General features: G+C 71.4%; 19 protein-coding genes. 11 read left to right on the forward strand and 8 right to left on the reverse strand.

The genetic code is table 11. The features are described 5' to 3' along the window. Positions 1-54 precede the first annotated feature (54 nt). Entirely contained in the window at positions 55-873 is an 819-nt protein-coding gene (locus ACTWPV_RS04115; RefSeq protein WP_347642164.1) for an IclR family transcriptional regulator, read from the forward strand. Positions 874-889: 16 nt separating this feature from the next. Here ACTWPV_RS04115 and ACTWPV_RS04120 read toward each other — a convergent pair whose 3' ends face one another. Next, positions 890-1591: a DUF4142 domain-containing protein gene (locus tag ACTWPV_RS04120; RefSeq protein WP_443150642.1), complete on the reverse strand. Its 702-nt coding sequence runs from the start codon at positions 1589-1591 to the stop codon at positions 890-892. A 220-nt stretch (positions 1592-1811) separates the two neighbouring features. Between ACTWPV_RS04120 and ACTWPV_RS04125 the strand changes: the two genes are divergently transcribed. From ACTWPV_RS04125 to ACTWPV_RS04140, 4 genes are all read left to right on the forward strand, one after another. Beyond that, entirely contained in the window at positions 1812-2189 is a 378-nt protein-coding gene (locus ACTWPV_RS04125; protein WP_347642166.1) for a hypothetical protein, read from the forward strand. Between the two features lie 104 nt (positions 2190-2293). Continuing rightward, positions 2294-2899 (forward strand): Dps family protein, encoded by a 606-nt coding sequence (locus ACTWPV_RS04130; protein WP_347642167.1) that lies wholly within the window; start codon positions 2294-2296, stop codon positions 2897-2899. Positions 2900-2962: 63 nt separating this feature from the next. Next, positions 2963-3466, forward strand: coding sequence for a hypothetical protein (locus tag ACTWPV_RS04135; RefSeq protein WP_443150643.1), 504 nt, complete (start codon positions 2963-2965; stop codon positions 3464-3466). An 81-nt stretch (positions 3467-3547) separates the two neighbouring features. Then, positions 3548-5047, forward strand: a complete 1500-nt coding sequence (locus ACTWPV_RS04140; protein ID WP_443150644.1) for a hypothetical protein — start codon at positions 3548-3550, stop codon at positions 5045-5047. Positions 5048-5072: 25 nt separating this feature from the next. Here the strand turns inward: ACTWPV_RS04140 and ACTWPV_RS04145 are convergent, their stop codons facing one another. The 3 genes from ACTWPV_RS04145 to ACTWPV_RS04155 form a co-directional block, all read right to left on the reverse strand. Next, a complete protein-coding gene (locus ACTWPV_RS04145; RefSeq protein WP_347642170.1) occupies positions 5073-5414 on the reverse strand; it encodes a TraR/DksA family transcriptional regulator in 342 nt (113 codons plus the stop codon). After that, positions 5407-5760 carry a TraR/DksA family transcriptional regulator gene (locus ACTWPV_RS04150; protein WP_443150645.1) on the reverse strand — a complete coding sequence of 118 codons (354 nt, stop codon included), beginning with the start codon at positions 5758-5760 and terminating at the stop codon, positions 5407-5409. Before ACTWPV_RS04150 ends, ACTWPV_RS04145 begins: the two co-directional genes overlap by 8 nt. 91 nt (positions 5761-5851) lie before the next feature. Next, entirely contained in the window at positions 5852-6226 is a 375-nt protein-coding gene (locus tag ACTWPV_RS04155) for a hypothetical protein (RefSeq protein WP_347642172.1), read from the reverse strand. 236 nt (positions 6227-6462) lie between these two features. Between ACTWPV_RS04155 and fdhA the strand changes: the two genes are divergently transcribed. Together fdhA and ACTWPV_RS04165 are read left to right on the forward strand one after the other, a co-directional pair. Then, positions 6463-7686 (forward strand): formaldehyde dehydrogenase, glutathione-independent, encoded by a 1224-nt coding sequence (gene fdhA / locus ACTWPV_RS04160; RefSeq protein WP_443150646.1) that lies wholly within the window; start codon positions 6463-6465, stop codon positions 7684-7686. 438 nt (positions 7687-8124) lie between these two features. Beyond that, positions 8125-8751, forward strand: coding sequence for a hypothetical protein (locus tag ACTWPV_RS04165; protein ID WP_347642174.1), 627 nt, complete (start codon positions 8125-8127; stop codon positions 8749-8751). Positions 8752-8871: 120 nt separating this feature from the next. Here ACTWPV_RS04165 and ACTWPV_RS04170 read toward each other — a convergent pair whose 3' ends face one another. Then, entirely contained in the window at positions 8872-10818 is a 1947-nt protein-coding gene (locus tag ACTWPV_RS04170; RefSeq protein ID WP_443150647.1) for a GH32 C-terminal domain-containing protein, read from the reverse strand. A 278-nt stretch (positions 10819-11096) separates the two neighbouring features. Here ACTWPV_RS04170 and ACTWPV_RS04175 point away from each other — a divergent pair, with 278 nt between their 5' ends. Both ACTWPV_RS04175 and ACTWPV_RS04180 read left to right on the forward strand, forming a co-directional pair. Then, positions 11097-12686: an ABC-F family ATP-binding cassette domain-containing protein gene (locus ACTWPV_RS04175; RefSeq protein ID WP_443150648.1), complete on the forward strand. Its 1590-nt coding sequence runs from the start codon at positions 11097-11099 to the stop codon at positions 12684-12686. A 97-nt stretch (positions 12687-12783) separates the two neighbouring features. After that, positions 12784-13296, forward strand: a complete 513-nt coding sequence (locus ACTWPV_RS04180) for a MauE/DoxX family redox-associated membrane protein (RefSeq protein ID WP_443150649.1) — start codon at positions 12784-12786, stop codon at positions 13294-13296. Between the two features lie 526 nt (positions 13297-13822). Here the strand turns inward: ACTWPV_RS04180 and ACTWPV_RS04185 are convergent. Continuing rightward, complete coding sequence (locus ACTWPV_RS04185; protein ID WP_443150650.1) at positions 13823-14287, reverse strand: STAS domain-containing protein; 465 nt, start codon at positions 14285-14287, stop codon at positions 13823-13825. A gap of 258 nt (positions 14288-14545) precedes the next feature. Between ACTWPV_RS04185 and ACTWPV_RS04190 the strand changes: the two genes are divergently transcribed. Further along, on the forward strand, positions 14546-15898 hold the full coding sequence (locus ACTWPV_RS04190; RefSeq protein ID WP_443150651.1) for a TrkH family potassium uptake protein: 1353 nt from the start codon (positions 14546-14548) through the stop codon (positions 15896-15898). A gap of 21 nt (positions 15899-15919) precedes the next feature. Here ACTWPV_RS04190 and ACTWPV_RS04195 read toward each other — a convergent pair whose 3' ends face one another. Beyond that, positions 15920-16936 carry a hypothetical protein gene (locus ACTWPV_RS04195; protein WP_347642180.1) on the reverse strand — a complete coding sequence of 339 codons (1017 nt, stop codon included), beginning with the start codon at positions 16934-16936 and terminating at the stop codon, positions 15920-15922. A gap of 79 nt (positions 16937-17015) precedes the next feature. Beyond that, positions 17016-18608, reverse strand: coding sequence for a peptide chain release factor 3 (locus tag ACTWPV_RS04200; RefSeq protein WP_443150652.1), 1593 nt, complete (start codon positions 18606-18608; stop codon positions 17016-17018). 111 nt (positions 18609-18719) lie between these two features. On the opposite strand from ACTWPV_RS04200, the gene ACTWPV_RS04205 reads away from it, so the two are divergent. After that, positions 18720-20225 (forward strand): alkaline phosphatase D family protein, encoded by a 1506-nt coding sequence (locus tag ACTWPV_RS04205; RefSeq protein ID WP_443150653.1) that lies wholly within the window; start codon positions 18720-18722, stop codon positions 20223-20225. Positions 20226-20246: the final 21 nt, after the last annotated feature.

Here is a 20246-nt window from a genome sequence, read left to right on the forward strand (position 1 = left end):
CTAGGTGCAACTAGCGCAACAGTAGTGCAATGGTTCTGTTATGAACGGATAGGGATGACGGACAAGCCGATGGTGCCCTCGGCAGGTCTACGCCGGGACATGGAGATCCTCGAACTTCTCGCAGGTCACGGGGATGGCCGCGATGCCGACGGGTTCGGTGTCAGCTGGATCGCGCAGCGGCTGGGCCGGGAGAAGAGCCAGGTGTCCAGAGCGCTGCGCGCGCTCGAACTCGAAGGCATGGTCGAACGCGACCCGATCACCCGGCGCTACCGCCTCGGGTGGCGGCTGTTCGCGCTGGCCGCACGCACCCAGCACGCCAGGCTGGTCCAGGTCGCCGCCCCCTACCTGCGGGGCCTGGCCACCGCCTTCGACGAGGACGCCTACCTGTGCGTGTTGCGCGGCAACCTGGTGCTGACGCTGATGTCGGTGCCGTCGTCGCGGGTCTACCACCGGGTCTGGGAGGGCATCTCCGTGCCGCTGCTCATGGCCGCCGCGGGCCGCTCCCTGGTCGCCGACTGGGACGACCAGCGGATACGCGAGCTGCTGCGCGCCACCACCCTGCCCTCCGGGCTCGACTCGGCGGTCAGCGGCACGGAGGAGTGGCTGGCCGACCTGGCCCACGTACGGTCATGTGGTTACGCCGTGACGGACGTCGAGCTGGAGGACAGCAAGGCCGGGGTGTCGGCGCCCGTACGCGATCACCGGGGGCTGATCACGGCGGCGCTCAGCGTGTCGGTGACCCGGACGCACACGGCGGCCCGGCTGCACGAGATCGGCGCCGCCGTCGGTGAGGCGGCGCGCCAGCTGTCCATCTCGCTGGGCCTGGTGCCGGACGGCCGCCCGGTCATGTCGCCCAGGGAGGGGTCGCTGTGACAGGGGCTGCCCGGCGTCAGGCGCTCGGGGTCGGGAAGCTCTCCGGCGTGGTGAGTCCGGTGCTCTCGAGCAGGCGCTGGTGGTTGAGCACGGCCGCGTTGCACTGCTCGGAGAACGCCCTGACCAGGGTGTTCTGCGTGCTGCCGCGGACCGTGCCGATGAGGCCGAAGATCTGGCCATGGGCCAGGCGCAGCCATTTCACGTACGTGGTGTCGTAGTCGATCCCCGTGCGCCCGGAAATGTCGGACATCCAGCTCTGCTGGTCGTCGGTGGGCCTGACGGGCAGCTCCACGTTCAGCTTGGTCGCGAGGTCGCGTGCCGCCTCGTCGAGCTCGTGGTGCTGCGACGCGATCTCGGAGCTGATCTTGCGGACCTTGGCCGTGCTCGCCTTCTGGACGGCCTCCTGGGCGATGACCATCTCCCACAGGGTGGCGAGCCGGACCTTCTTGATCAGCGAGCGGTCCGTCTCCGACAGCGGCCCCCACTTGGTGAGCCACATGCCCGAATCGCCCTCCTGATCCGCCTTGGGGGTCTCCGCGGCGTCCTGCGTCTCCTCGGGGAACGCCGTGTCCGTCGGCAGCGGGGCGGTGGTCTGCACGGCGGCGACATCAGGCAGGCCGGCGCTCTGCGCGGGGAACGACGGGGCGCACGCGCCGAGCGGGACCATCGCGGCCAGGCCGCAGACGACGATAACCGGACGGCTGCGTCGGAGTCGCATGTGCCGTCATCCCCTCTGGGTTTCAGGGCTCGGGCCCTGCATGGGCTGCGCCGGGTCACTACGGGATACGCGGCGTCCGCGAGAAGCGTTCAGGTGGCGGGCCGAAAAGGCGCGAGGCGTTGGGCCGGAATGCGGCGACAGTCCGTTGCGCGAAGCAACGGACTGCTAGGGTGGGCTCGCACAACACGCTCCCCCCACCTGGACGGATGCCATGAACCCGATGGAACCAGGCGCCTACGGGGCTCATCCTGACTTCGACATCGGGTTCGACCGCCACGGCCGCATCGCGCTCCTGCACCTGAAGGGCCGCCTCGCCGGGGTGGCATCGCTCGTCCTCCAGCAATACCTCGTCAAGGTGCTGGTCGCCCGGATACCGCCGCTGTTCATCGTGAACGTCGAGGGCCTCACCGAGACCGACGACTCGGGGCGCGAGACGCTGCGCTCGGCCGACCGGCACGCACGGGCGTCGGGCGGGCGCATGATCGTCGCGGGTGGCGGCGGGGCGCAGCGCCTGGAGCTGGGCGCCCTGGACCAGGTGGACTCCGTCGACGACGCGTTCGCCGAGCTCACCCGCTCCGGCGCCGGCGACCTGCTGTAGCGGGCGCACGGGTCTTTTCCGATTGATGGGCGAACGTGGTGCTCGTACGCCCTGGTCCAGGGGAATGTTCGGTCCGACGTGACCCGTACAGGAAGGATCGGACCGTGGCCACCATCAAACGCACCGCCAAGTCTCGCCGGAAAGGGTCCAGCCAGCCGTGGATTCACCAGGACGGCGTGGAGATCCAGGAGTTCGGCACGGTCCGCATGTTCCCGCTCGGGCTCACGTACGAAGCGCGGATGTACTCCTGCCAGCGCCTCAACCAGGTGCTCGCGGACACCCAGATCCTCTACAGCCTGTACAAGAAGCACCACTGGCTGATGCGCGGCCCGACCTTCTACCAGCTCCACCTGCTGCTCGACAAGCATGCCGCGGAGCAGCTCGAGCTCGTCGACGCGCTCGCCGAGCGGGTGCAGACCCTCGGCGGCGTGGCCGTCGGCGATCCGCGGCACGTCTCCGAGATCACCGTCATCCCGCGCCCGCCGGACGGCGCGGAGGAGGTGCCCGCGATGTTGTCGCGGCTGATCGAGGCGCACGAGGCGATCCTGGTGGCGGCGCACGACGCGGCCGCCCGCGCCGCCGAGATGGGCGACGACGGCACCAACGACCTGCTCGTCTCCGACGTCATCCGCACGGGAGAGCTGCAGACGTGGTTCCTCATCGAGCACCTCGTGGACACACCGCTGGTCGAGGCGGCCCGCGACCGCTAGAGCGGCCGTTGGAGCGACCGGCCGGTGATGCGCCGCGTGGCGGCGTGAGGCATCCTCTCAAGGGTGACGTCCAGGAGCATCCCCCGCACCATGCTCGTACGCCGCTTGCGCAACCTGGCGGTGCTCGAGCCGGTGAACATCGTGATCTTCGGCGTGGTGGCGTTCGTGCTCCTGCCCGCGCCGCTGAACGCGGTCAACGTGACGGGGTTCGTCCTGGTGGCCGTGCACCTGCTGATCGGCGGCGGCTACTGGGCGATCAAGGTGCGGCAACTGCGCGCGCGGCTGCCGGAGCCGCCGTTCATCGGCGCCTTCGGGTGGTTGCGCCGGTTGTGCGAGGCCGGCCTGATCGCCGGGCTCGTCATCCTCGCGGTGTCCGTGGCGCGCGAGGCTCCGGGGTTCGGGTCGGCGCCGGGGTTCCTGTTCTACCTGCTGGCGGTGGCCGAGTACGTGAACTATTTCCACTGGCAGCTCAGCCACCAGTCCGCCGGGGACATCAGGCGGCTGCTGCGGACGCGGCGGTTGCACCGCTCGCATCTCCACCTCGACATGCGCGCCCATCGAGGGTGAGCGTCACCGGCGGGCATACGTTCGGAAAAGTCCTGCCGTTACGGCCGTCCCGCGCCCGCGTCGCGCGCTAAGAACATGCCGGTGAGTTCATCGTTGCGTTCACGGCCGCGCGCCGACCCGTGGCGCGTGCTGCTCGTTCTGGTGGCCGCCTCCTACGGGATCGCCCAACTGCTCCTGGTCGGCCCGGGAATGGGGCTGGGCTGGGACGAGGTCGTCTACGTCAGCCAGGTCGACCCGCGTGTGCCCGCGGCTGAGTTCATCGCGCCGCGCGCCCGCGGCATCACCCTGATCGTCGCCCCTCTCGTGCTGGTCACGTCGTCGACGGAGGCGTTGCGAATCTACCTGTGCGTGCTGTCGGCGCTGGCGCTGGCCGTGTCGTTCGGCACCTGGCTGCGGGTGCGCCCAGGACCGGTCGTGCCGATGGCGGCCCTGCTGTTCGCGTCCTTGTGGTCGTCGCTGTTCTACGGCAACGAGGCCATGCCGAACCTGTGGGTGGCGTTCTCGGCGGTCGCGGCGACCGGGTGGTGCGTGCGCTGCCTGCGCCAAGATGGCGGGCTCGGCCCGCTGCTGGGGCTGGCGGCGAGTGTGGCCGCGGTGGGGCTGCTGCGCCCGCCGGACAGCGTCTGGCTCGCCCTTCCGCTGGCTGTGGCGCTGCTGATCACACCAGGCCGGCGGCGGGTCAAGGCCGTGATCGCGCTCGGAACGGGCCTGGCCGCGGGCTGGGCCGACTGGATCGTGGAGGCGTACGTGCGCTTCGGCGGGCTCGCCGCACGCTGGCAGGCCGCAGGCGCGGCGAACGAGACGGGCCTGCACGTCTCCCTGTACGAGCACGCCCGGGCACTCAACGGGCCGCTGCTGTGCCGGCCGCCCGCCCACTGCGGGCCCGTCGTACTGCCCTGGCTGGTGTGGTGGAGCACGATCCCGGTCCTCGTCCTGCTCGGCCTGTACGCGGCTCGGCGCTCGGCCCTCCTGGCCGAGTGCGCGCTGCCTGCCGCCACCGGGCTGGCGCTGGCCGTGCCGTACGTTTTCCTCGTCGGTTACGCGGCGCCCCGGTTCCTGCTTCCCGCGTACGCGCTGCTGGCCCTGCCCATCGCGTACGGTGCGGTCTGGGCGCTGGAGAGGTCGCGGCGGGCCGGGTTCGGCCTCGTCGCCGCCGGTCTGCTCGCCCAGTTCACGATGCAGGGGCTCACGCTCGACAAGGTCGTTGCCCTTCGGGTGACCAAGCGGCAGGCCGACGTCGAGGTGGCCGGCGCCCTGCGGGCCGCCGGTGTGCACGGCCCGTGCCTGGTGTACGGCGAGCACGCGGTGATCATCGCCTACCGGCTGGGCTGCGACGGGCACACCGTGCTGGACTGGCCGCGCGGCGACGAGACGCCGTCCGCCGTGCGCGACGCCCAGGACGCGGGCAAGCGGGTGGTGGCCGTCGACAAGGGCCGGCCGGTTCCCGCGCCGTTCCTCCTGGAATGGGAGAAGGGGCGGCTGCCAGGGGCCCGGCCGGGCGCGTGGCACGCGTACTTCCCGCGCGCCGAACCGTACGGCCGGCCGGCGCCCCGATGGTCGCGCCGGGAAGAGCGGGGCTGACTCCGCTCTTCCCGGCCCGGCGCCGTCAGGCGGCTTCGTGCCGACGCTGGCAGCCGATGCAGTAGCGGGCCAGCGGCCGGATCTTGAGCCGCTCGAACGGGATGCCCGCCTCGCAGTGCGAGCAGCGCCCGTAGGTGCCCTCGGACAGTCGTTCCAGGGCCTGGCCGAGCTCGGCGATGGCACGGTCGGCGGCGGCGATGTTGACGAGCAGTTCCTGCCACGTGTCGTCGGCACCACTGCCCTCGCGCGCCGCCGCCTGCAGACCGGTCAGCTGGTTGCTGCGCCGGGACAGTTGCTCCTGGAGCTCCTGACGCAGCGTCTCGGCCTGCACGCTGCTGAGGTGGGTCGTTCCGTTGGTGTCAGTCATGCTGATGTCCTCTCTGGAGCGCGCACCGGTCGCAGATGCTCCGGTACGGCCTCCGCAGGAGCTGTTCGTAGGCGATGAAAGTCCCGCAGCACCGGCACGTGCCGTAGATGCCCCGGTCCATGCGGTCGAGCGCGGCCTCGATCTCGGACGTGCGCGGATCGGCCGTGACGCCAGGGGTGGCATCCGCCGGCCGGGGGCGGGACAGGGCGGCCGCGAGCTGGTCCTGCAGCAGCTCACGGAGTTCTTCCAGCCGCGCCAGGTGCCGCTCGTAGTGCTGCAGGTGCGTGTGGACTGATCTGACGTCGGCCATGTCGATGTTCGGCTCCTTGCTTGCGGGAAACGGCACACCTCCGGGGTGGCCGAAGGAGCGCTCGCGAGCGGGCCCGGGCATGCGTGACCGGGCCTGGCGCCGCGCGAGCGGCAGGAGAAGAGGAGCGCTAGATCAGCGGCGGGCTGCGCGACCCGGCGGTGCGGTGCGCGAGTTGCTGGGGATCGCGGATCCCGCCCGGGTCGAGCCCGGACGCGGGCGACATCGCGAGCCGGCCGGCCTCGTGGCGGCGTTCACCGCGCAGGGGCGGCCACAACGGCAGCACCTGCCGCTCGCCGGTCGCCGTCTGCGGCGGCATGCTCGACAGCTGCGCGTCCCATGCCTCCGGTGTCCACGTCTGCGTGGCGCCGAGGCCGGGTTGGTACGCACGGCCGCCGCCGTGCCAGTTGTAGGTGGATCCGACCAGCAACAGGGACAGCAGGACCAGGCCCATCACGCTGGTGAACGCGATGGGCCCGCGTGGTGTTCTCCACGGTCCCGTCATAAGGCCGACCATAGCCCAGACAGTGGGAAAAGGCATGCGTGCCGGCTCGGCGAAACCGGCGGCCCGCCCGTGCCGCCGAGGCCGGCCCTGTCCGGCTCCTGGGTGACTCCCGTCGCGACGGGTAGAATCGGGCATTGAGGTATGAATTCCGCAGATCGCGGCACAGCCGCGGCGGCTGGAGGTGATGCCCTCTCTCCGAGAAGACCGTCACTCCACTGCGCGAGGGAAGGAACGTCATGCCTGGCAACAAAGCCGTCGTCTACGAAGGTCCAGGCAAGGTCGAGGTACACGAGACCGACTACCCCGAGTTCGAGCTCAAGGACGGTCCGGGGGTGAACCAGGGCAACGTGGGGCGCAAACTGCCGCACGCCGCGATCCTGAAGACCGTCGCGACCAACATCTGCGGCAGCGACCAGCACATGGTCCGCGGCCGCACCACGGCTCCTCCGGGCCTCGTGCTGGGCCACGAGATCACCGGCGAGGTCGTGGAGACCGGGCCGGACGTCGAGTTCATCAAGACCGGCGACCTCGTGTCCGTGCCGTTCAACATCTCCTGCGGGCGCTGCCGCAACTGCAAGGAGCGCAAGACGGGCGTCTGCGAGAACGTCAACCCCGACCGTCCCGGGTCGGCGTACGGCTACGTCGACATGGGCGGCTGGGTCGGAGGACAGGCGGAGTACGCGCTGGTTCCCTACGCGGACTGGAACCTGCTCAAGTTCCCGGACAAGGACCAGGCCATGGCCAAGATCCTTGACCTGGCCATGCTCGCGGACATCTTCCCGACGGGTTTCCACGGTTGCGTGAGCGCGGGCGTGGGCCCGGGATCCACCGTCTACATCGCCGGCGCCGGCCCGGTGGGGCTGGCCGCCGCCGCGTCGGCGTTCCTGCTCGGCGCCGCCGTGGTGTTCGTCGGCGACCTGAACAAGGAGCGCCTGGACCAGGCGCGCAGCTTCGGCTGCGAGACCATCGACGTGTCCGCCGGCGAGCCCAAGGACCAGATCGAGCAGATCCTCGGCGCGCCGGAGGTCGACTGCGCCGTCGACGCCGTGGGTTTCGAGGCCCGCGGCCATGGGCGCGAGTCGGAGGAGGAGCATCCGGCCACGGTGCTCAACACGCTCATGGACGTCACGCGGGCGGGCGGTGCGCTGGGCATCCCCGGCCTGTACGTGACCGGAGACCCTGGTGCGGCCGACGAGGCCGCCAAGCACGGATCGTTGTCGATCAAGATCGGTCTCGGCTGGGCCAAGTCGCACAGCTTCGTCACCGGCCAGTGCCCGGTCATGAAGTACAACCGAGAGCTGATGATGGCGATCCTGCACGACCGGGTGCAGATCGCGAAGGCGGTCAACGCCACGCCCATCTCGCTGGACCAGGCGCCGCAGGGTTACCACGAGTTCGACGAGGGTGCCGCGCGCAAGTACGTGCTCGACCCGCACAACATGTTGTCCACGGCGGCCTAGCGCCGCCGCGGGCCGCGAGCGGAGCGTCCGATCCGCTCGCGGCCCTTTCGTGTTTCCGTGCGATCGCAGTTATCAAGCGTTATCACAGTTTCTCGCGTTTTCTTGTCGCGCCTAACATATAGAGGCGAATGTCCGTTATTTCGTGCCATGTCGACTTGTCTTGAGTAGGGTTGCGTGGAGTGCCCGTATCGAGCTGATGAGTCGATATTGACTTTTTTTCACTAGTTCTTTCCCGGTGCTGGGACTTCGGGCGCGGCGTGGCGTTGTTGCGCAGGTCGCGGCAACTGTAAGCATCGTACCGATCTCGTTGGCTTGCCCGGCCGACAGTCGCGGCCACGGGTCGCATTCCGAAAGGAACGGTACATGTTCACGCTTATTCCCCGAACCGAGAAAACAGCTATGTCCGCCCGGTCCAGAATGGGACATTCGCTGCGGCGTATGACGAAATCGACAGTGCACGGCACCTTGACCATGGCCCTGGTCGTCACCATGGCCCCGGCGGCGCTCGCGAAGGACGACGACGACCGCCTCCGCAAGTTCCGTCACCGCGACCACCACGGACGGTGCAGCCCGCACACGTTCTTCAGGGTCAAGCGCCTCTCGCCGCGCAACTTCTTCGTGCCGCGCACCCGCTTCATCGACGGCCCCGGCGGTTCGATGACGGTGTCCGTCACGCGCGAGCACGAGGTGCTCGCCTTCCTCGAGACCGAGCGGGAGAGGAGGATCGACGTCACCTCCACACGTACCCCCGAGGACCCCTCGCGCTTCCACGTCACCGAGGTGGTCAGAGCCCTGCGCAAGATGGGGCTTCCTCACCTGGAGGAGCGGCACATGGTCTTCACCGGGCACGAATACACCCGGGAGATCACCAAAGGCAAGTACGGCAACATGTGGTACCGCGTCTTCGGCTACCGCGTCGGCTGGTCGGCCTGGCGAGTGCTCGGCACGTGCCGCCACGTCGAGGTCGGCACCGGCATCGCGAACGTCCCCTCCCGGGTGGAGGGCTGGCGTTACTGGGAGACCAAGCATCCGAAGTTCAAGAACCGCCTGCTGTCCTGGAAGTGACGAGGCCGAGCCCGTGACCCCGGACGCACCGGGACCTCGGCACGGTGGGCCGGGGACTCGATGCCAAGTTCGCGGAGGTGGCGGGCTGCCTCGCAGCCCTGGAGCCGTGGCCTTTCGTGGTCAGCTCACCCGGATGTTCTGGAACTGGGCCGTGCCGTCGAAGACGTTGAGCCCGAAGTGGCCGCTCGCGTACTGGTCGTCCTGCGCGTCGATGACGGGCTCGGCACGATCGTCCAGATAGACCTTGATGTTCTGCCCCCGCGTCACGACCTTCAGATGGTAGGTCTGACCCGCCTTGATGGGCGCCCTGTACGTGGCGATGTCGCGGCCGGGCCGCCACAACTTCACCACGCCCGCCTTGCTGTCGACGTTGGCCGTGTAGTGCCTCCCCGCCCGCGGGTCGGCCCGGAACGTGAGCGCCGCCGCGGTGCCGTCGACCAGCCGCACGTCGCCCTCGTAGGTGAAGTCCGACCCGGTGTGGTCGCTGAGGTAGAACGCGTCGCCGCCGGCCGAGCCCTGCTTGCCGGCCGCCACGTCGGTCCACGACCCGCTGACCACCCGCCACTGGCCGGGCAGGTTGTGCTCCAGCGTCGGCTCGCCCATGCCCCACGCGGGGGCGAGCTCGTGGATGCGGAGCGAGACGAGCCTGACACCGCCGCCCTCGACGTGCAGCGCCACGCCCCTGCTGTCGGCGCGCGGATCGAAGGCCACGTTCCTGGTGATCGAGGCCAGGCCGTCGTTGCCGAACACCTCCAGCTGCCCCCGGTCCACCAGGAGCCGCATCGTGACCCGGCCGCGGGAGGGTTCCAGGGGAGCGCCCATGAGCGTGCGGGCCGCCGTGTCGTAGAGGACCTCGCTCCCGGCGTCGCCGCCCGGCCGTACGTCCAGCTTGAACCCGAACCGCTTGGCGGTGGCGCCTCTCACGTCGAACTCGGCCTCCACCTCGTACGTGTCGAGGGACTGGTCCCGCAGCAGCTTCGCGGCCGACGCCGGGGTGAGCCCGCGGCCGTGCCACGAGGAGGTCCGGTAACGCAGCTTCTCCAGCTCCTTGATGGGCTGCCGGGTGACGCGGACGCCGTCGCCGGTCGTGCGCAGGCCGAGCACGGTGGGGAAGCTGGCGTTGCCCGTCCAGGTCGCGCCCTGGTTGCCGCCCATCCAGGCCATCTGCACCACCCTGTCGTCGGGCATGTCGTTGAAGACCTGCCCGGCGTAGAAGGAGCCGCCGGCGTGGTTGGTGCCGTGGTCCATGCGCTGCGGCCTGTCCCAGCCGGTGGTGAAGGCCGTGCCGTCGAAGTCGCCGACGACGTACTCGCCGCTCGCGTCGGTGAGCACCCACTTCGTCCTGCGCCTGTCCCCGTCGACGGGGAGGGCGAAGAAGTCGGGGCACTCGAACAGCCAGTCGGCCGCGTACCTGCTCTGGAACGTCCAGTCGAGCAGGTCGGGGGAGGAGTAGATGTTGACGCCGTTGCCGCCCGCGTCGGACCAGACCAGCATCACCCACCGCTTGGTGGCGGCGTGCCACAACACCTTGGGGTCGCGGCTGGTGCCGGGCATGGTCACGACCTTGCGCCCGTTGTCGTACGCCTTGAAGGTGCGGCCCGCGTCGGTGCTGTAGAAGACCGAGACGCCGTTGGTGCCGGAGAAGACGACGAGCGGGTCCTCGGCTCCCTCGCGCAGGCCGGAGGTGTTGGCCGCGTCGACGACTCCTGCCCCTGACCACAGGTCGCCGGGGTGCACGCCGGGTTCGAGGGCGATCGGCTTCTGGGTCCAGTGGACCAGGTCGGTGCTGGTGGCGTGGCCCCAGTGCATGGTGTCCCAGCCGAGACCGTGCGGGTTGTGCTGGTAGAAGAAGTGGTAGGTGCCCTTGTAGTGGAGGAGCCCGTTCGGATCGTTCATCCAGCCGCCCCGCGAGCTGAAGTGGAACTGGCCCCGGTACGGCTCGGTGTACGTGGTCGGCTGGTAGGGGAACTCGGGGTGCTCGGGGGCCTGGGCGGCGGCCGGAGCCGCGGCGACGACCATGCCGGTGAGCGCGATGAGGGACGTTAAGCCGCGGGCGAGCCGTCTCATGACATCAGGGCCTTCCATCTCGGGGAGTGCGAGTGTCAACGTTGACATATGTCAACGTTGACATCGGCTTGCAGAGCATCATCGGCCCTGCTTCCAGAAACGTCAATGCCTCGTCCGCGTAACAGGACCGGCGTGCCGCGCGGGCCCGGCGGTAAAGGGGAGGAAGGTTCGCGAAGCGGCCGGTACACTGGCCGCATGTCTACGCCCCGGATCTCTTAGCCAGGACACCCGCTTCCGCGTCACCTGTGTGTCCTTGAGCTTATCCGGAGCGTCATCCCATGATCACCTTCCGTGGTGTCGACGTGCGCGTCGGCGCCCGCCTCCTGCTGTCGGGCGTCACCGCCCACGTCGCCCCCGGCGACCGCGTCGGCCTGGTCGGCCGCAACGGCGCCGGCAAGACCACCCTCATGAAGATCCTCGCCGGCCAGGCGCAGCCCGCGGCCGGCTCCGTCACCCGCTCGGGCCCGGTCGTCCACCTCCCGCAGGACCCCGCCGCCGCCGATCCGGACACCGCCGTCCTCGGCCGCATCCTCTCGGTCCGCGGGCTCGACCAGGCCGTACGCGCCCTGCGGTCCGCCGAGAGCGCTCTCGCAGACGCCGCGGACGAGCGGGCGATGGCCCGCTACGCCCGTGCGGAGGCCGAGTTCCAGGTCCGCGGCGGCTACGCGGCGGAGGCCGAGGCCGCGAGGGTCGCCGCCGGGCTCGGCCTGCCCGACCAGGCCCTCGCCCGGCCGGTCGGCACCCTGTCCGGCGGGCAGCGCCGCCGGGTCGAGCTGGCCCGCGCGCTCTTCGCCGAGCAGGGCGTCCTGCTGCTCGACGAGCCGACCAACCACCTGGACGGCGACTCCATCGCCTGGCTGCGCTCCTTCCTGGCCGGCTACCCGGGCGGCCTGGTCGTGATCAGCCACGACACCGGGCTGCTGGCCGACGTGGCCAACCGGATCTGGCACGTGGACGGCGACCGGGCCGCGCTCGACGTGCACAACACCGGCTGGCACACCTACCTGGCCGACCGCGAGGCCGACGACCGGCGCAGGGCCCGGCTGCGGGCCGCCGCCGAGCGCAAGGCCGCCGCGCTGCACGCCCAGGCCGGGCGCATGCGCGCCAGGTCGGCCACCGCCGTGCGCGCCAGGGACATGGCCCGCCGCGCCGACCGCATGCTCGCCCAGACGCAGCCCGTACGGCGGGACGAGAAGGTGGCGCGCATCCGGCTGCCCGAGCCCGCGCCCTGCGGCCGGATGCCGCTCGGCGCGATCAGCCTGACCAAGTCCTACGGCACGGTGCCGGTGTTGCCGGGGATCGACCTGGCCATCGACCGGGGGAGCAGGCTCGTGGTGCTGGGGCTCAACGGCGCCGGCAAGACGACGCTGCTGAAGCTGCTGGCCGGGCACGAACGTCCCAGCGCCGGCCGGGTCGTGCCCGGCCACGGGCTCAGGCTCGGCTACTTCGCCCAGGAGCACGACACCCTGGACCCGGCGCACACCGTCGGGCAACATCTGGCCGGCGTCGCCCCGCACCTCACCGGCGGCGAGGCCAGGACGGTGCTCGGGTCGTTCCTGTTCGGCGGCGACGACGTCGACAAACCGGTCGGAGTGTTGTCGGGCGGGGAGAAGACCCGGCTGGCGCTGGCCGGGCTGGTCAGCTCGCGGGCCAACGTGCTGCTGCTCGACGAGCCGACCAACAACCTCGACCCGGCGTCCAAGGCCGAGGTGCTGGCGGCGGTCGGGGCGTACCGGGGGGCCGTGGTGATGGTCACGCACGACCCCGAGGCCGTCGAGGCGCTGCGGCCCGACCGGGTGCTGCTCCTGCCCGACGGGGCCGAGGACCTGTGGAACCCCGGGTACGCCGACCTGATCGCGCTCCGGTAGGGCGCGGCCGTCCAGGCGCGCCAGGAAAGGACCAACCGGACGCCAACGGCCAGGTGCAGGGTGTGCCGATGGCGACGCCGACGGGCCGGGGGTGAGGATGGGGGAGTTCCTCCGGGTCTTTCCGCCGGTGCTGCTCGTGGTCGTCTTCGCGGTCTCGTCGCTGGCGAAGGTCTCCGGCGCGGAGGCGTTCCGCGGCTTCGCCGCCTCCGTGCGCGCGTTGCGGCTGCTCCCGGACCGGTGGGCGGGCACCGTGACGGGCACAGTGGCGGGCACAAAGGCGGGTGCGGAGCTCGTCACGGCGGTCCTGCTGCTCACCCCGTGGCGCGCGGCCGGGCTGGCTCTCGCGGCGGCGGTGCTGGCCGTGTTCGCCGGGGTCGCCCTGGTGACGCGGCGGCGAGGGCTCGCCGTGCCCTGCGACTGCTTCGGGGCGGGGCCGGCGAGAAGGCTCGGCGGCTCGTCGTGGAGCGCCGTGCCCGGCGGGCTGCCGATCGGGAACCCGCACATCGTCCGCAACACGGTTCTGGCGGCGGTGGCGCTGTCCGGGCTGTTCGGGGGCGCGGACGCGAGTGCCGGGGCGGTGGGGGAGGGCTCGCCGGTGCGGCGGCCGTGATCTGCGCCGTGGCCGCGCTGCGGTTCGAGGACATCGCCGTGCTGTTCGCTCCGGCGGAGCCCATCCGGGCGGCCGACGCCCGCCCGCCGGTGATGTTGCCGGTGGGCGGCGCGCCGGGTGACTTCGTGGCGGCCGACGTCGACGGCGCGAAGATGTCCAGGCAGGACCTCGGCGCCGGGCTGGTGGGCTTCTTCTCCGCGACCGGTCCCGTGTGCGCCGTGCGGCTGCCCCGGTTCATCGAGCTGGCCGCGCGGCACGACAACGTGATCGCCGTCGTCGTCGGCGAGCCCGGGGAGACCGTGGAGCCGGCCGGCGCCCTGCGGCCCGTCGCCCGCGTCTTCACCGAGCGCCGCGGGGAGAGCCTGTCCACGGCGTTCGGCGTGTACGGCTACCCGGCGACCTGCCGGCTCGACGGCACGGGCACGGTGCTCGCGCACGACGTGGAGCTCGCGTCAGCGAGGACGCCTCCGGGGATCCACCGCCGCGGCGGTGTGCCTTCACCGGCGGACGGTGAGGGACGTCCCCGTCAGTTCCATACCGCCGTGCCGGCGTTGTGGACCCGGGTCAGCGTGGCCAGGAGACCGCCGGGCGGGTCGCAGAACTGGAAACGTTTGTCCAGCCCGGTCACCTTGAGCAGTCGGGCCAGGCGGGACTGGACCCCGCTCAGCACGAGGCGGCCGCCCGCGGCCTCGGCGGTGTTGGCGGCCGAGATCAGCGCGCCCAGCCCCGAGGAGTCGCAGAAGCCGACCTCACGCAGGTCGGCGATGATGAAGGGCGGCGTGCGGCGTGACATCGCCTGCAGCAGGCCACGGCGGAACTCGGGCGCCGAGGTCATGTCGAGGTCGCCCGTCACCGTCAGGACGGCGGCTCCATCGCGCTGGGTGACGACGCAGGTGAACCCGGTCCGGTCTTCGCTCCCCATGCCGCTCCTCCGCTCCCAGCATCCGCGACGTCCCCGCCCGGGACGTGCGGCGATCGGGGTCGCCCCCATGATTGCACAGTGCAACGGAGCCGGGAAGTCATGGGCATGGCGCCATGATCCGCGTACAACCCTCCCTAAGCCTCAGAAGGGGCAGACGCCCAGGTGGCGGGCGCCCGACCTCTGTTGGCGGCGCCGCCGCGGGCTGCGCTAGCGTATGGCCCGGAGTGCCGCGGGTGAGGTCGGCGCGTCAGCCCGGGCGACTCGACGGAGGCTCCACATGAGTGACAGCGGCGGTGGGGCGGGCGGCCCTTGCGGCCGGGAGGCGGGATGACGCCGCGCCGGCCGGCGGTGCCGGGGCGCGGCCGGCATCCGGCCGTGGTGATCGCCACCGGCTTCGGGCTGGCGGTGCTGGTCGGCACGTTGCTGCTGGCCACCCCTGCGGCCACCGCCGGCGGCGAGCCCTCGCACTGGCTGACCGCGCTGTTCACGGCCACCTCCGCGGTCTGCGTGACCGGCCTGGTCGTGGTGGACACGCCCACGCACTGGTCGGTGTTCGGCGAGGTGGTCATCGCGCTGCTCATCCAGGTCGGCGGGCTGGGCATCATGACGCTCGCCACGCTGATCATGGTCATCGTCTCCGGCAGGGTGGGGTTGCGCGCCCGCCTGAGCGCGCAGCTGGAGACGAAGTCCGTGGTGGCCGCCGACCTGCGCCAGGTGCTGCGCAAGGTGGTGCTGTTCAGCCTGGTGTGCGAGGCGGCCGTGGCCGCCGTGCTCACCGTCCGCTTCGTCGTCGGGTACGGCGAGCCGCCAGGCCGGGCGGCCTACCTGGGCGTCTTCCACGCGGTGTCGGCGTTCAACAACGCCGGTTTCGCGCTGTGGCCGGACAACCTGATGCGGTTCGTGGCCGATCCGTGGATCTGCCTGACCGTCGCCGTGGCCGTCGTCGTCGGCGGGCTGGGCTACCCGGTCGTCTTCGACCTGCTGCGCCACTGGCGGCGCCCCAGCCGCTGGTCACTGCTGACCCGGGTCACCGTCGGGCTCAGCGCCCTGCTGATCGCGGCGGGCACGATCGCGTTCCTCGCGGCCGAGTGGCGCAACCCCGGCACGATGGGCCCGCTGGACGACTCCGCCAAGCTGCTGTCGGCCTTCTTCGCCGCGGTCATGCCGCGCTCCGGCGGGTTTAACACCCTCGACATCGGCCAGATGAACCCGTCGTCGTGGCTGGTCACCGACGTGCTGATGTTCATCGGCGGCGGCAGCGCGGGCACGGCGGGCGGCATCAAGGTCACCACGTTCGGCTTCGTGCTGTTCATGGTCTGGGCCGAGCTGCGCGGTGAGAGCCAGGTCAACATCGGCCACCGCCGGCTGCCCGCCGCCACCCAGCGCCAGGCGCTGTCCATCAGCCTGCTGGGCGTCTTCCTGGTCATGGTCTCGACCTTGCTGATGCTCACGATCACCTCCCACGGCCTGGACCAGGTGCTGTTCGAGGTGATCTCGGCGTTCGCGACCAACGGGATGTCCACCGGCATCACCGCGAGCACCCCGCTGGCCGGGCACGTGCTGCTCAGCCTGCTGATGTTCGTCGGCCGCATCGGGCCCTTGACGCTGGGCTCGGCGCTCGCGCTGAAACAGCGCACCCGCCGCTACGAACTTCCGGAGGAACCCGTGATCGTCGGTTGAGCCGCGGCGGGCGCCACCGGATCACTCCGGCGACGAAGGCAGGGGACGCAACGGGCCCCAGCGGTCGGCGATGCGGTTGGCCACGACGTAGATGAGGTTGACCGTCACGATCGCCGGGGCGATCACCCCCACGAAGCCGGCGAACTCCCGCTCGAACGCCACGGCCAGGATCACCGCCGTGATCCCGTTCTGCTGCGCCAGCCCGAGGTGCACACGGTCGGTGACGGGCAGCCCGTGGGTGAGCACCAGCGCCGCGAGCATCTGCGCGGCGAACGCGGCGAGGCCCAGCAGCATGCCCTTCATCAGGTTCGCCCCGCCCACCAGCAGCAGCCCCATCAGGAACGCGGACAGCGCGAACGCCGCGGTCACCGCTCGCGCCAGCCACCGCGAGTCGGGCATCCGCAGGTAGAGGCCGGCGGTGGCCACGCCCAGCATGAGGGAGCTCCAGGCCGCGGAGACGACCGCGGTGGCCGCCGCCAGGTAGCTCAGCAGCGGCGGAGCCTTCCTGATCAGCCGCCAGACCCCGTACGCCGCGGCGGCGAACAGCGCGTTGAGCCCCAGGTCGGCCAGGTAGGAGAGGGTGAGCCCGCCCTCGGCGGGCCTGGTCAGCGACACGGCGTAGAACGCGAGGATCACCGTGACGGGGTCGTCGAACGAGGACCACGCCCCGAGAATGGTCTTGGCGCGTGACGACAACCGGTTGTCGGCCATCACCGCGGCGACCGACAGCGGGTCGATCTGGGCCACGGCGATCGCGAGGATCATCGCCCGCGGGTCGCCGGTGACGAGATACATCACGCCGGCGATGAAGGCCGCCTTCAGCAGCACGCCGACGGTCACCGCGAGCAGGATCAGCTTCCCGTGCTGGCGGGCCTCGGTGCGGTCGATGCCGTGCGTGCTGCCGTACAGCCCCACCGCCAGCAGCAGGCTGCTCAGCAGCAGGTAGGCGCCCGAATGCTCCAGGCCCGTGACGTCGCCGAGGTCGGCCGCCGCCCAGCCGAGCCCGACGAGGAGCAGCAGGAACGCGATCTTGACCAACGTCTCACTCCCCCTGCGGGCCGGGCTCTCCGAAAGGGTTCATATCACTGCGCCGGGCGCGGCACCAGACGGCGGGGAATCACCCGGGCTCCTGGCTGGTGTCGGCGATCAGCGGCTCCAGGACGATCCCGGGATTTTCGCGCATGATGGACCGCATCCGCCACTGGTCGGTGAACAGCGCCAGCAGCGCCTGGTCGCGGCCGCGCTCCAGCACCTCGGCGCCCCGCCGGCCGGCCAGCAGCGGCACGGAGGCGGCCTCGGTGCGCCGGGCCAGGGTGTAGTCGAGCCGGTCGAGGCTGATCTGCGCGCCGAACTCGGCGGACAGGCGGTGCTGCACCACCTCGAACTGCATCGGCCCGACCGCCGCCAGCACCGGCGCCTGGTCGCCGCGCAGGTCGGAGCGGAGCACCTGGATGACGCCCTCGGCGTCGAGCTGGTCGATGCCGCGCCGGAACTGCTTGGCCTTGCTGGAGTCGCGGGCGCGGGCGACGGCGAAGTGCTCGGGCGCGAAGCTGGGGATCGGCGGGAAGGTCACCGCGGACCCGTCGTAGAGGGTGTCGCCGGGGCGCAGCGCGGTCGCGTTGACCAGGCCGACCACGTCGCCGGGGTACGCCTCGTCCAGCGTGGTGCGCTCCTGGCCGAACACGCTCTGCGCGTATTTGGTGGCGAACGGCCGTCCGGTGGCGGCGTGGGTGAGCACCATGCCCCGCTCGAACCGGCCCGAGCAGACGCGTACGAACGCGATCCGGTCACGGTGCGCCCGGTCCATGTTGGCCTGCACCTTGAACACCAGCCCGGAGAACGGCGCGTCCAGCGGGCGCACGGCGCCGGCGACGTCGGACCGGTCGTCGGGCGGGGGAGCCAGCTCGACCATGGCGTCCAGCAGCCGGGCCACCCCGAAGTTCGGCAGCGCCGCGCCGAACAGCACCGGGGTCGACTCGTGGGCCTCGAAGGACTTCTGGTCGTGGTCGGCGCCGATGGCCGCCAGCAGCGAGACCTCCTCGCCCGCCTGCTCCCAGTCATGCCCCAGCTCGGCGCGGGCGCGCTCGGCGGTCAGCTCGTCCTGCTGGGCCCGGGTGGCCCCGCCGGGGGTGCGGGTGTAGCGGACGGCGCGCCCGGTGGCCCGGTCGATCACGCCGTGGAAGTGGCCGGCGGCGCCGAGGGGCCAGGTGACGGGGGTGGGCCGCAACCCGGTGCGCTCCTCGATCTCGTCGAGCAGTTCCAGGGCGTCGCGGCCGGGACGGTCCCACTTGTTGACGAAGGTGATGACCGGGATGCGGCGATGGCGGCACACCTGGAACAGCTTCATGGTCTGCGGCTCCATGCCCTTGGCCGCGTCGATCAGCATCACCGCGCAGTCGACGGCGGCCAGCACCCGGTAGGTGTCCTCGGAGAAGTCGGCGTGGCCCGGGGTGTCGACGAGGTTGAACACGTGGCCCCGGTAGTCGAAGCGGAGCGCCGCGGAGGTGATCGAGATGCCGCGAGAACGTTCCAGCTCCATCCAGTCGGAGGTGACGCCGCGCCGGCCGGCCTTGCCGTGCACCGCCCCCGCCGCGGTGATGGCGGAGGCGTGCAGCGCCAGCGCCTCGGTCATCGTGGACTTGCCCGCGTCCGGATGGCTGATGACGGCGAACGTCCGGCGGCGGCGGCCTTCCTCCCTGATGTCGGTCATCGTCCTATCTTGCCGGGTCATCGCGCATGGCCGTGACGGGTGTCATGCGGGGCGGCGCCGGCTGGCGTGTCCGCGCACCGGTAACCCGCGCTTGTGGCGATCATTCTTCCTGTGCTGAACCGGAGGTCGTTTCTCGCGATGGGGCTGGCGTCGGGCCTGCCGCCCCTGGTGCCGTCCGCCGCTTTCGGCGAGCCGTTCACCCTGGGGGTGGCCTGCGGCGACCCCCAGCCCGGCGGGTTCGTGGCATGGACCCGCCTGGCCCCGCAGCCGCTGGCCGAGGACGGGTTCGGCGGCATGCCCGCGGCGCCCGTCCCCGTGCACTGGCAGGTCACCAGCGACCCGGCGGGCAGGAACGTGGTGCGCCACGGCGTGCAGGTGGCGTACCGCGCATGGGCGCACAGCGTGCACGTCGAGGTCACCGGCCTGCAGCCGGGACGGGAATACTGGTACCGGTTCAAGGCCGGCCCCCACGTCTCGCCGGCCGGGCGGGCGCTGACCGCTCCCGTGCCGGGCTCGATGCCCAGGTCGCTGCGCGTGGCCGTCTGCTCGTGCGCCAACTACCAGCACGGGCACTTCACCGCGTACGCCAGGATGGCGCGCGAGCGCCCCGACCTGATCGTGCACCTCGGCGACTACATCTACGAGCAGGGCAGCGACCACGTGGCGCTGCCCGGCGGCAACGTCCGCGCGCACGAGGGGCCGGAGGTCGTCACCCTGGCCCAGTACCGCCGCCGGCACGCGCTCTACAAGACCGACCCCGACCTCAGGGAGGCCCACGCCGCCGCCCCGTGGGCGGCCATCCTGGACGACCACGAGGTGCTCAACAACTGGACCAACCTGATCCCGCCGCAGCGCCGGGAGGCGGCCTTCCGCGCCTACTACGAGCACATGCCCCTGCGCCCGCCCGCCCGTCCCGGCAGCACCGCCGTCCAGCTCTTCCGGCAACTGCGCTGGGGCAGGCTCGCCACGCTGCACATGCTGGACACCCGCCAGTACCGCGACCCGCACCTGTGCGGCGCGGGCTACAGCTCGTGCCCGGCGCCGGCCGACCCCGCCCGTACGATGATCGGCCTGGACCAGGAGAACTGGCTGCTCAGGGGGTTCCGGCGCTCCCGTGCCCGGTGGGAGCTCGTCGGGCAGCAGGTCTTCTTCGGCCAGCGTGACCGCGACCCCGGCGAGGGCCGGCTGGTCCGGCAGGACGCCTGGGACGGCTACACCGGCAGCCGGCAGCGGATCACCGAGGGCTGGGTCAAGGCGGGCGTGCGCAACGTCGTCGTGCTCACCGGCGACGTGCACGCGCACTGGGCGGGCGACCTCGTCCTCGACTACGACGATCCCGGCGCGCGTCCCGTCGGGGCCGAGCTCGCGGTCACCTCCATCGCCAGCGGCGGGGACGGCCGCGACGACGATCCGGCCACGGACCCGCTGCTGGCCGCCAACCCCCACCTGAAGTTCCACCTGCGGCGCAGGGGCTACCTCATGGTCGTGGTCACGCCCGGCGCGCTCAGCGCCGACTTCATGACCGTCCCCTATGTCAGCACGCCGGGAGCCGCGGCGCTGACCGCGGCCACGTTCACGCTGTCCGACCTCGTCGACGGGTTGCGCCGCCAGGCGTGACAGGATCATGATCACAACCGG

This window comes from Nonomuraea sp. KM88 (assembly GCF_052245635.1).
Lineage (GTDB): Bacteria > Actinomycetota > Actinomycetes > Streptosporangiales > Streptosporangiaceae > Nonomuraea.